Origin of the sequence: Imperialibacter sp., from assembly GCF_040222815.1 — a bacterium.
Classification (GTDB): Bacteria; Bacteroidota; Bacteroidia; order Cytophagales; family Cyclobacteriaceae; genus Imperialibacter.
Genome location: NZ_JAVKCH010000019.1, coordinates 1 through 11,747, shown reverse-complemented (window position 1 = coordinate 11,747; position 11,747 = coordinate 1). Strand labels below are relative to the sequence as shown.

11 protein-coding genes are annotated in these 11,747 nt (G+C 46.3%); 8 read left to right on the top strand and 3 right to left on the bottom strand.

The genetic code is table 11. The features are described from left to right. Nucleotides 1–7 precede the first annotated feature (7 nt). Together RIF36_RS07810 and RIF36_RS07805 are read left to right on the top strand one after the other, a co-directional pair. Nucleotides 8–934: a dihydrodipicolinate synthase family protein gene (locus RIF36_RS07810; protein WP_350124663.1), complete on the top strand. Its 927-nt coding sequence runs from the start codon at nucleotides 8–10 to the stop codon at nucleotides 932–934. Nucleotides 935–966: 32 nt separating this feature from the next. Continuing rightward, on the top strand, nucleotides 967–2,457 hold the full coding sequence (locus RIF36_RS07805) for a sodium:solute symporter family protein (RefSeq protein WP_350124666.1): 1,491 nt from the start codon (nucleotides 967–969) through the stop codon (nucleotides 2,455–2,457). Between the two features lie 198 nt (nucleotides 2,458–2,655). Here the strand turns inward: RIF36_RS07805 and RIF36_RS07800 are convergent, their stop codons facing one another. Beyond that, nucleotides 2,656–3,153: an SRPBCC family protein gene (locus RIF36_RS07800; protein WP_350149332.1), complete on the bottom strand. Its 498-nt coding sequence runs from the start codon at nucleotides 3,151–3,153 to the stop codon at nucleotides 2,656–2,658. Between the two features lie 179 nt (nucleotides 3,154–3,332). Between RIF36_RS07800 and RIF36_RS07795 the strand changes: the two genes are divergently transcribed. Together RIF36_RS07795 and RIF36_RS07790 are read left to right on the top strand one after the other, a co-directional pair. Further along, complete coding sequence (locus RIF36_RS07795) at nucleotides 3,333–4,610, top strand: hypothetical protein (RefSeq protein WP_350124672.1); 1,278 nt, start codon at nucleotides 3,333–3,335, stop codon at nucleotides 4,608–4,610. A gap of 416 nt (nucleotides 4,611–5,026) precedes the next feature. Next, on the top strand, nucleotides 5,027–5,410 hold the full coding sequence (locus RIF36_RS07790) for a hypothetical protein (RefSeq protein WP_350124675.1): 384 nt from the start codon (nucleotides 5,027–5,029) through the stop codon (nucleotides 5,408–5,410). Between the two features lie 104 nt (nucleotides 5,411–5,514). Here RIF36_RS07790 and RIF36_RS07785 read toward each other — a convergent pair whose 3' ends face one another. Both RIF36_RS07785 and RIF36_RS07780 read right to left on the bottom strand, forming a co-directional pair. Further along, a complete protein-coding gene (locus RIF36_RS07785) occupies nucleotides 5,515–6,696 on the bottom strand; it encodes a THUMP-like domain-containing protein (RefSeq protein ID WP_350124678.1) in 1,182 nt (393 codons plus the stop codon). Then, nucleotides 6,693–7,685, bottom strand: a complete 993-nt coding sequence (locus tag RIF36_RS07780) for an aspartate-semialdehyde dehydrogenase (RefSeq protein WP_350124681.1) — start codon at nucleotides 7,683–7,685, stop codon at nucleotides 6,693–6,695. The genes RIF36_RS07785 and RIF36_RS07780 overlap by 4 nt, the downstream gene beginning before the upstream one ends. Before the next feature lie 738 nt (nucleotides 7,686–8,423). Here RIF36_RS07780 and RIF36_RS07775 point away from each other — a divergent pair. From RIF36_RS07775 to RIF36_RS07760, 4 genes are read left to right on the top strand one after another with little or no spacing between them, the layout of a single operon-like run. Beyond that, complete coding sequence (locus RIF36_RS07775; protein ID WP_350124687.1) at nucleotides 8,424–9,473, top strand: CBASS oligonucleotide cyclase; 1,050 nt, start codon at nucleotides 8,424–8,426, stop codon at nucleotides 9,471–9,473. A gap of 4 nt (nucleotides 9,474–9,477) precedes the next feature. Next, nucleotides 9,478–9,969 carry an HORMA-1 domain-containing protein gene (locus RIF36_RS07770; protein ID WP_350124691.1) on the top strand — a complete coding sequence of 164 codons (492 nt, stop codon included), beginning with the start codon at nucleotides 9,478–9,480 and terminating at the stop codon, nucleotides 9,967–9,969. Then, on the top strand, nucleotides 9,963–10,856 hold the full coding sequence (locus RIF36_RS07765) for an AAA family ATPase (RefSeq protein WP_350124694.1): 894 nt from the start codon (nucleotides 9,963–9,965) through the stop codon (nucleotides 10,854–10,856). The genes RIF36_RS07770 and RIF36_RS07765 overlap by 7 nt, the downstream gene beginning before the upstream one ends. Continuing rightward, nucleotides 10,849–11,661, top strand: a complete 813-nt coding sequence (locus RIF36_RS07760) for an SAVED domain-containing protein (protein WP_350124697.1) — start codon at nucleotides 10,849–10,851, stop codon at nucleotides 11,659–11,661. Before RIF36_RS07765 ends, RIF36_RS07760 begins: the two co-directional genes overlap by 8 nt. Nucleotides 11,662–11,747: the final 86 nt, after the last annotated feature.

The following is an 11,747-nucleotide window of genomic DNA, read 5'->3' as shown; positions in this document are numbered from 1 at the left end:
CAAAAAATTGAAACAACCGCTCATCGGCATCATCCCACCCATGGTGACGCCTTTGCTCGAAGACATGAGCCTTGACCTGACAGGTCTCAACAAAGTGGTGGAGCATTTGATAGCTGGAGGGGTTGGCGGCTTGTTTATCCTGGGCTCCACCGGCGAATCGACGAGCCTTAGCTATTCGGTAAGGCATCAGCTGATTAAAGAAACTTGCCGGGCAGCGGCCGGCAGAGTGCCGGTGCTGGTGGGCGTTACCGACACCTCGTTGACCGAGAGCCTCAGTCTGGCGGAAGCAGCACATGTAGCTGGAGCCTCGGCAGTAGTAGCCGCACCGCCCTACTATTTCAATCTAAACCAAAAGGAGCTCTTCAATTATTACGAAAAGCTGGCCGGAAGCCTGACCCTGCCGCTTTTCCTCTACAATATGCCAGGGCTGTGTAAAGTGCACATCGAAGTGAACACTGCTATCAGGCTCTCAGACCATCCAAACATCATCGGACTCAAAGACAGCTCGGCCAACTCAGTCTACTTCCAGTCGCTGTATCAGTCGCTGCGTACAAAACCTGATTTCACCTTGCTGGTCGGGCCGGAGGAAGCCATGGCCGAGTCGGTGTTGATGGGAGGCCACGGCGGAGTGAGCGGAGGAGCAAATATGTTTCCGAAGCTGTTTGTAAAACTTTATCAAGCTGCGGCGCAAAAGGATTTTGTCACAGTTGCGGATCTCCAAAGCATAGTCATGGGCATCAGCAACAGCCTTTATGGAGTGGGCATGTACAGCTCCAGTTACCTCAAGAGCATCAAAACTGCCTTGTCGCTGATGAACATTTGCCATAGCCACATGGCTCCGCCACTGGCAGCCTTCGACGCCGCTGAAACAAAACATGTGACGCCTATCATCGAACAGTTTAAATTGACACTTGAAAAAAGAGGCTTACTTTAACCATCCCTACGCAAAACTAACACCTACCTACCATGGACTTGCCAATTATTGACCTGGCCATCTTCTTCATTTACATGCTGCTGATCATCGGCTTCGGCATCTCGTTTTCGTTTCGCAAACGAACCGCCGAAGACTACACCCTGGGTGGCGGCAGGCTACCCGCCTGGGCGATTGGCATGTCCATCTTCGCTACGTTTGTCAGCAGTATCAGCTTTTTGGCGTTGCCAGGCAACGCCTACATGGGCAACTGGAACGGCTTTGTCTTCAGCCTTTCCATCCCTTTGGCAGCCATAGTAGCTGTGAAGTATTTCGTGCCTCTTTACCGAAAACTACAGAGCGAGTCGGCGTACTACTACCTGGAGCAACGTTTCGGGCCCTGGGCTGGCACCTACGCTTCCGTTTGCTACCTCCTCACGCAACTGGCCCGCATGGGTGCTATTATGTACCTTCTGGCCCTACCCATGAATGCCCTGCTCGGGTGGAGCATTCCGCTGATCATTGTGGTTACAGGTATCAGCGTGATTGTATACGCCTCACTTGGTGGCTTTGAGGCTGTTGTATGGACAGACGCCATTCAGGGCATCATCCTCATTGGAGGTGCATTGGCCAGCCTGCTCGTCATCATGTTTTCTATGCCCGAAGGACCGGGCCAGGTATTTACCCTTGCCTCGGAAGCTAACAAATTCAGCTTGGGCAGCTTCTACTTCGACTTTACCACCTCCACTTTCTGGCTGCTGCTGATTTATGGCCTGTTCATCAACCTGCAGAACTTTGGCATCGACCAGAACTATGTGCAGCGCTATCTCAGTGCCCGCACCCAAAAAGCAGCGGAGAAATCGACCTGGCTGGGGAGCTTGTTGTACGTGCCCGTATCGCTGCTTTTCTTTTTTATCGGCACGGCCTTGTTCGCTTACTACCAGGCCCAGCCCGACCTGCTGCCCGCCGATTTGCAAGGCGCAGGCGATAAGGTATTCCCTTATTTTATTGTCACCGGGTTGCCGACCGGCGTTACAGGGTTGTTGATTGCCTCCATCTTTGCAGCGGGTATGAGTACGGTCTCTACCAGTATCAACAGCTCGGGCACCGTCATCCTGTCCGACTTCTATAAGAAGTTCTTCAACCGAACACCCACCCAAAAAGAGTCGATGCGGGTACTGCTCACAGCTTCGTTTGCCATGGGAGGCAGCAGCATTTTTGTGGCCCTGGCCCTCAATGGCGTGACCAGTGCGCTTGATGCCTGGTGGGCGCTGTCATCTGTCTTCAGCGGAGGCGTCCTTGGTCTCTTTCTCTTAGGCGTGATCTCCAAAAAGGCCAAAAGTGTGCATGCGGCCATCGGTGTGGTAGTTGGCGTGCTAGTGATTCTGTGGTTGAGCCTGTCTCCGGTTTTCTTCACTGCCGACGGCTGGCTGGCTTTCAAAAGCCCCTTCCATGCTAACCTCACCATCATTTTGAGCACGACGGCGATATTTTGCGTGGGGTTTGGGCTTTCAGCTTTGCTTCAGGGTAAAAATAGTAAGGCCTGAGATCGCAGTTTTTTGGATCAATCTGTATTTCTGGGGTGTTGAATGTTTCGTGTGTGGCTAAATAAAAAAGCAAAACTGGTTTAATGCGTCTCGCCCGGCCAGGTTAGGCTTGGACCTATTGCTTTTTTATGACCACTCGAGATGTTGGGGTTGGAAGGTAATCCCCCATATTTTTCAATTGATCCAGTTTTTTGATTTTTACATATTGAGCACAATGCGCCACTTATCAGACTCAGCATATTCCTTAATAGCCAAATTCCGTTGCTTCAAAAGGTTCTGCATATACCTCTTAAGCACAATCGAGTCAAATACTTTCCCAAGGATGCCAAGTGGCGAATCATAATCAAAACAGTCCCGCATTTCAGTTTTCCCATCAACATCCCTGAAATGGTGTTCATGACGGAATCTCTTGAAAGCACCCTCCACCATCTCATCCACAAAGAAATTTGGGTAATCTAACTCAGTGATTCTTGTCATCAGCGTTTGCCTGATGCCGAAGTGCCTTGCTCTCCAGGTCACTGTTTCACCCAAACCAATAAGGCCCGAAGTCACGCCCGCTATTGCTTCTTCCTTTGTTTGACTGGTGGATATTTTATGGAGGTCGATACTTCTCGAAAGATCAAAACACCTCTCAATAGGAGCGGCAATTACCATCTTTATCTGAATAATTGGCATAACAGTTTTCCAGGTCGTCAACAATTTAACGTTTTCTGGGCATGTCTTCACTCATGACCACTGCACTTCACACCCGGCATCACCGCCCACGACCGGAAAGTGGTCGGCAAAAAAATCGTATAATAAAACCAAAAAAACAGCCTGGTCAAAGAAAAAATTATCTCATGATAGCTATTATTGGCCTTTCAATATAAAGTTACATGAAAAAGCTACAACTATTCCTGATTCTATTAATTCTGTCATTTCCACTTTTCAGCCAAAAAAGCTTCACAGAGGGGTTTATCGTCACTCTCGCTGGTGATACTATAAAGGGCAAAATCAACGAGAAGGATTTTTATCTCAACTTCTCTCAATGCCAGTTCAAGGCCGACCAGGGAGATCAAGTGATAAAGTATGCACCGGGAGAGATAGCAGGCTTTAGCATCGAGGGCCTCAACTATTTTATCTCTGAAAGCATTACGGAGGTAGATCCTGATCGCCCCATGAAGTTCATAGAAGTGCTTGTGACAGGCCGAACCTCGCTATATAAATACAAGGAACACTTCATCTTCAAGAAGGACACGCTCCAGTATATGGTAATTGAAAGTGCGCCCATGATAAGAGAACAGAACGGTGTCTATACCAATGCCAAGGCTAACCTTGTGCATTTCGGCATTCTCACCTACCTGTTTCAGGACTGCCCGGAGATTGAGCTATCGCCATCGAAAACCAATATCAATCGTGATAAACTTATTAGTCTGACCAAACAATACAACACCTGCCGAGGATCAGACTACGAGGTAGTCTTCAAAAAGAAACCAATAGCCAGGCTTGCGCCTTCTGTGTACACCGACTTTGGCCAGATGAAGCTAGCATTCGATTATTCAGGTAACACCACCGGGGACGAAACCTTGCTAGGCAGTGGCCCTATAGAAAGTTCGATTCGCCAAACCGGTTTTGCCATCGGTATATTACTTCCGAGAATTAGCGATAGATTGATGGTAGAGGTAGGAATGAACTTCTCGCAATTTGACTATTCGTTTTTGCATAACGTACCATATGTTTTCCCTAATGGAAACATTGCAGAAGCCGTTAATGATGTAATTATCGACGGAAAAATGACGAAAATCCCTCTGGTAATCCACTATGAGCTATTCTCGAAAAGTAAAATCACACCATATATCCGGGCGGGCATGATCCTTAGATCAATGAAATACGGGGGCGATGTTGGACGAAAACGGTACGTACAATATGAAGGCTACTACGATGAAGACTATTACGAATTTGAGTCGGCAAATCCCCAGCCTGGTTTTCTGGCAGCCGCTGGGCTTGAAGGAAAGCTAGGAAGGCATATAGGTATTTTTGGCCAGCTTCAGTTCAACACTTTCGGAGATGCGACCCAATATGACAATAATGAAGAAGGCCGAAGCCGACAAGTTCTTAACTTCAAAATGAAAAGAAATGACTATTTGGTAGGGTTTGGTATTAGGGTTCGATAGCTCCCATCTCGCAAGGGTCTTCCCCCGCCCGGGCGGGCTTGTGGAGATTTGGCTGTGGTGTCTCGCCGTTTCGCAACAGTTATTGCGTGGTGCTGATTTCTTGTAAGACTTAAAAAAACACTACTTTCATAGTCTGGAAATCAAAGAGTTAAATCGAAAAAAGATTCCGATTGTGAAAGTTGACAAATCACTGGACAAGCTTAGCAGCAAGGTGCTTTTTCCAGAAAAATTGGAGAAGGCCAACAGGCAGCTTAAATCCACCGGGCTACCAACACTAAACACGAAGAAATAAGATTTGCTAAACTATATTTAGTTGCAAAATTGTTCGCTGCGGAGAGTCTGACTTCAACAAAGTGTGAAGTTTACCCATGATCAAATGTAAATCTCGGCAGCATGTTTCAAATGGATGAATAGTAATGTTGGGAAAAGACGATGGCGTACCCTTATCCGCAAAGATTCTTATTGCTTCGCTGCTTGTTTCGGCGCTTACATATGTTTTCTATAAGGGCTATACCGTGAACAATTCTGAGGTCAGGTACACTATCGGCGAAATTTTAGAGAAATACAGCGACAGTAAGGGTGTTGGGAAAACAGTGATTTACCGTGTTGGCTCGGAGGACATTAGGGTGCATTGTTTTTCGCCACAGTGCAAAGAAGCGACTGTGGGAGATCGATATGTGCTGAAATACTATATCGACAATCCTGTCTTTTTTGAAATCCTATTTGATCATCCAATAACAGGTAGGTTTGAGGTACCGATGGATGGTTGGGAGCAAGTACCTTCTGACTTGATTCATTGAGATTCGCCACCCTCCCATCTCGCAAGGGTCGCCCCATCCGGGCAGGCTTGTGAGTTCCTTCATTCGGCGTCTCGCCGCTTCAAAAATCATTATTCTTAACAATCTCACACCCTTTCCGCCACCACCAACACCCTCTCCCTACTCCCCACTGTCAGCCCCATCACAAAACCCTCCTCGCCCTCTTTCAACTTCAGGCGCTTTTGAAGCTCCGCCGCTTCCAGAGGAAAGTTCTTGCTCATCACATGGGCTTTGGCAAAAGGCAGCTTCAGGCTTTTCAAGTCTTTCGAAGAAAAAGGCAGCACCTCCAGCACCCGGAACGTCCGGCCGGGGAAGTCGGGCACCAGCGTGGCCGACGTATATAAATGTGTATTAGGGTGGAGCTTCTTCAGCCCATAGCGAACCGCCACCGTTTTGTAAGCGCCCGATTTAGTAATGGCCACATTGGGATCGTAAATGAAGGCCCCAGGCTCACTGAAACTCACTCCAGCCGATGCCTCCTCTTCCAGGCTAAAGCGCAGTACAGTTTCCTGCCCACCCTGCACCTGCCAGGCTTCTAACTCCACAGGTCCGCCGCTATTGTCACACACAAACAACACCTCCTTGCATTCGTTGTTCACCGCCAGCACCAGCACCTTGCTCACGCTGCCCAGGTCACGCAGGCCCTGCTGTATGTCGATCATCGGCGACGCCTTGATCAGCACGGTGGTGGCCCTTTTCAGCAGCTCCGGCAATAGCTGCACCACATCGGGCGTGCTGTCGCTAAAGCCAATCGCCCGCTTGTGGCCCGCCCGGCGGTCGGGGTCGATATAGATAAGGTCAAAAGAATCGGTGTTGGTGGCCAAAAAAGCCTCGGCGGTGCTTTGCACCACCTGCAAATGCTCAGCACCCAGCACCCCAAAATTGTGCCTGGCCAGGGCACACCTTTCGGCGTCTGCCTCCACATACACACCTTTTTCAAAAGACTGGGAGAAAAAAAACGTATCCACGCCCGTGCCCCCGGTCAGGTCGGCGAAGGACCCGCCCGCCCAGCGGGCGGCTTTAAACCGAGCCGTCGTTTCCGACGAGCACTGCTCCATGGCTACGCCATGGGGAAAAATAATGCCATCCCGGCTCAGCCAGGATGGCAATTTGTCTTTGGCCTTTTGTCGGGCCTTTAGTTGAGATGCCAGAAGGGAAGCACTCACTCCCCCCGGCAGGTTCTTCTGCAAAGCAAGCTTCGCCGGACTGTCCGTAGCATGGGCCTTCAAAAAAGCCTGAACATCCGGTTGGCTCAGCGCTTCAATCAAAACACCAGATTGGCTCCTACCAGGTACTCCGCTATTTGCACCGCATTGGTAGCAGCCCCCTTGCGCAGGTTGTCCGCCACTATCCACATATTGATCGTGTTCGCCTGCGACTCATCCCTGCGGATCCGGCCTACAAACACCTCGTCTTTGTTATGCGCCCAAATCGGCATCGGGTAAATATTCTTCGACGGCTCGTCCTGCAGCACCACACCCGGCGTATTGCTCATCAGGTCACGCACCTCACCCAGGTCAAAGTCTTTCACAAACTCCACGTTCACCGCCTCGCTGTGGCCACCTACCGTAGGCACACGCACCGTAGTAGCCGTCACTTTAATGCTGTCGTCGCCCATGATCTTGGTCGTTTCCTTCACCATCTTCATCTCCTCCTTGGTGTAGCCATTGTCGAGGAACACGTCAATGTGCGGCAGCACATTCATATCTATCTGGTGAGGGTATACCTTCGGCTCCGATTTTCCAGCCCGCTCGGCCATCATCTGATCCACGGCTTTTACGCCCGTGCCCGTCACCGACTGGTAGGTACTCACCACCACTCTCTTAATCCCATATTTCTTATGCAAAGGCGCCAGCACCATCACCATCTGAATGGTGGAGCAGTTGGGGTTGGCAATAATGCGGTCGTCGATGCGAAGGGTGCTGCCATTGATCTCCGGCACCACCAGCTTTTTGGTAGGGTCCATCCTCCAGGCCGACGAGTTGTCGATCACAATTGTGCCCGCCGCCTCAAACTTAGGCGCCCACTCCAGCGACGTGCTGCCACCGGCCGAAAAAATAGCGATATCAGGTTTTATGTCCACCGCCGTTTGCATGCCTATCACGCTGTACTGTTTACCCTTGTATTTTATTTGGGTGCCGACACTGCGTTCCGACGCTACCAGGTACAACTCATCAAAGTGGAAGTTCCTTTCTTCCAGCACTTTCAACATCTCGGAGCCCACAAGCCCTGTGGCCCCTACTACCGCTAATTTCATTATAGTCGAATTTTGAATACTGAGGTGCAAAAGTAAAAGAAATCATTAAAGCCCAGCGGGTTTGGGCCATGATAATGCGGGAATGGGAGGGGGATTTTTTTGATGTGGGCGTGCCCCCCGCCAGTAACGTATTGCTTAAGTAGCGTGAGTTGGAGAAAAGAATTTCGTCATTCCGGAAAATAAAGCCCCAAATTCAAAAAGGGGGCTTTATTTATCCGGAATCTCGAATAGCTATGATTAAGACCATTTTTGGCATTCTTTTCTCCAACTCACGCTACAAACGAACATCACCTGGCGGGGGTCGGGCTATCCGCTTCAAGTCCTCACCGCCCCGATATATCGGGGGCGGTTCCGGGCTTTCCGCTGCTATCCCTCACGCAGAACAAACTGTGGATGGTTCGAAGATCTTTGGCAAACCTTGAAGGCTTTCAGTAGTGAAAAAGCTTTACAGCTTGCTTAAAATAGGATAAAAGCTAATCACTCTGATAGAGATAACCAGTTAGAGAAATCTGATAAGCGTTATGAATTATCTGAATAGAGCAATGGATTCAATATTTAAGTACAAAAATATTATGAATAAAAGCAGTTGATACAAGGCATGACATGCCGTTTAGTCTGACAGAATATTCATGACATTTTGTCGTAATTTTGCGAAATATTATCTAACTCGACTGACAAATTACCCAAATAATGTGTTCGGTCGAGTTTTTGATTACATCTGATGAAAATTTAATCCGAATGCAGATAACTACTCATAATTCACTTCATCGTTGGACTCGTAATTTTGTGGAATGGATAGCTCCAGAACCCGACGATGAGTCTGCTACTTGGGATCATGCGCAAAAAGTCCTCGAAAACATTAAAAACAAAGCGGAGGAAAATGGCTTGGTTGTCGTTGACGCTGTAATATCTGGATCACTACCAAAAGGCACTGGTTTAAGGAGACATCTCAAAGGAAATTCTTCCGTTGAAGGTCAGGATATTGATCTTTCTTTCATCCTTGAAAAGGAAAAAGATCTTTTGGGTAATTTGAAATGCCTTGTTCCAGATTTTCAATCTTTTGCAAAATTATGCTATCCTGATTCCGAACATCCACCCCTCACGAAAAGTAGCGCTCCCTTAAAATTCATAGGTAAAAAGTTACACTATGACCTTGTACCATTATTCAAATCTGGCAATAATGATCATCAAATATTGGTCAGAACGAATGGAGATGAGTGGAAGACCTCCGTTTTAAAACATATTGAGTTCACACATTCACGAGTTGCGACAAGCAAAGACGAATGGGGTATTGTAAAATTCAGTGATATGGTTCGACTTTTTAAATGGTGGAGATATGAAATGCAAGAGTCTTCTGGGGTGTTTGGAAATGAGAAAGGCGATCATTCGATCCCTAGCTTTCTCATAGACCTATTGTGTGCAAAGGCTTTTGATGAGTGTGGTGTCAAGTCAACCTATCCCGAAACGCTTGCCATGTGGTTTGCTTACCTTGAAAATCTGGCCCATAATAGGGATGCTGTTGTCTTTAAAGATAATTATAAGACTTGGGAAAAAGATCTAAATGCGAATTGGATTGTTCTGGATCCGGTCGATAAAAACAACAACGTGGTAGGAAATTATACAAAATGGAACAATCGATCTATTGATGAATTAGCCAAATGGCTTGCAGACGGTAGAGATCATGTGAATCGAGCCCTGAGATTGGCGGACAATGGCGATGAGTCCAAGGCCAAAGCAGAATTCATTAAACTATTTGGCAGTGCATATAAAAACCACACTGAAGACTAAAAAAATGACAGCATATTCTACAAACTCACTTTCGGGAACCCGATCAGCAACTGATGCGAATATTCGGGATGTCTTCAAAAAAATCGAGGATGACTTTTGGGCAATCCGCACACGAGGGTTTAGTTCGATTGATTTGAATTGGTTGAAGTCGACCTTCGAGGATATCCAATATATAGCACTGAAGAGGGAATTAGAAATAGCTGAATTACAATTTACATCGGGAAATGAAAAGTGGATTGTTAGATACGAAATTGACGATATTGGATCCATTCAGAGAGACAATGAATCAGGCGGCATTCGATTTATGTCTGTTGCCGCAAATGCCAATATCAATATAGTAATACGAAGGACAAAGAAGACTCAAGAAACAAATGATTACTTGAGCACAAGGGGATGGGGTAACAATGGAAGTCTACAGGGGGAAAATGGCGAAGAAGACAGAGCTTTTTCTACAGGAAACTATAGTGCGACTAGAAAATTGACAGGCAAATGGTAGAAAAAATTGATGTAGTATCCACACTCCATTTCGATAAAGCGTTTCAAAAAAAATTCGACAGTTTAATTGGTCTGGATCAAGAAAAAGAGAGTTTACTTTTTGGGCTGAAAATCATCCTTGATGAAAATGGAATAGCGAGCTGGAAAAAAAAACATCATAAAGACGGGCTGCCGTTTCTGGAGCGGATCAAATCAAGGTCACCTGCAATTATACTATCTGGGGATGTAGGTTGCGGCAAAACTGAATTGGCACTTTCCGTCGCTTCTCCACTCTCGACATTGATGGGAGGTCAGACGATCAAGGTGTTCGAGACTCCCACAGATATACGAGCTGGGGGGTACGTAGGTGACATTTCTAAGAGAATTGTTGAAACGTTTAAGGACGCAAAATCTAAGCTAACTAGCCGAGAATTTGGAATTCTAATTATTGATGAAGCCGACGACCTTGCAACTAGTCGTGAGCAAATGCAAGCACATCACGAAGATCGAGCCGGCGTCAATGTCCTTATTAAAGAGCTTGATAGTCTTGAACGAAATAATGGAAAGATGGCAGTGATTTTAATAACCAATCGGGGTGGTTCTATCGATCCGGCAATTAAACGCCGAGCAAGTCTTCAAATTCAATTTGAAAGGCCAAATCCCGAAACCATTACCCTATTACTAAAAGGAATTTTGGATGGTATTAAATATACAGATTTAGAACTTCAAAGTCTTGTGAAACAATGTATAGAGAAACAACCAGCTTTTACATTTTCCGATATCATCAGAAGAATTGGGGAAAATGCACTAGTCAAATCTATTAAATCCGATTCCCCTCTTTCAATTGAGACAATTCGCAGCGTCATCGAAAAAACTAAACCATCACCTGAATTTAAACAACATGAATAATTATGTCGGGCTAATAATTATTTCTCACCAGACTTTCGGTAAGATTTCTATAGAAGAGATCTTTGACGCTCTTCCAAAAAAATGGAAAGACCTGGACAGAAGGGTCATGGAAATCAAACCAATTATGAAAGAGCTCGGCGATGAAGCCGGAATTGATTGGAAGTCTGTGGCTCATCAACAGACTTCGATATGGAAGGATAGTGTTCATCCAGTCATAAAATCTAATCCAGGTTTCGGGGTTGTATATTTTGGTATGGCGCATATTCCATTAGCTATACATTTAGGACACTTGATGGGAAGCGCTCAAAATTGCGAAGTGTTCCAAAAGCACCATGAATCGAATCAATGGGTTTACAATAGTTCCTCAGCGAAGTTTCCGGCATTTGAGAGCACCGGAAATCCCAAGGAAGAATTAGTAGCAGAAGGAGAGGTTTCACTAAGATTTTCCACACACTATTCAATTGAAAAGGCAGACGTTGAAAATTTCCCGGATCCTCTTGTCGCACATATATATAAAAAAGCGAAAAATTCTGAACTAGATTCTTTCACATCTCATAGCGGCTCGCAAAAGGTTGGGATAGAATTCAGAGATGTATTAGATAGTGTAAAAAACAACTTACCAAATGTTTCCAAAATACATCTTTTTACGGCTGTGCCCGTTGGTGCCGCTTTGATGATGGGTAAACAGATTTCACCAACTATTCATCACGACAAGGAAATTCAATTATACAACTATCAGGAAGGAAGTTATTGGCTATTTCGGTCAGACCATGCCACCCATTTCGGTTTATCTATGCCACTTTGAGAGCGCTGTAATTTGGGTAAAAAATATTACTTCAGCATTCCTTTTCTTAATGATTCTCCAGAGAGGTTTATCCTGTGAGAAGAGTT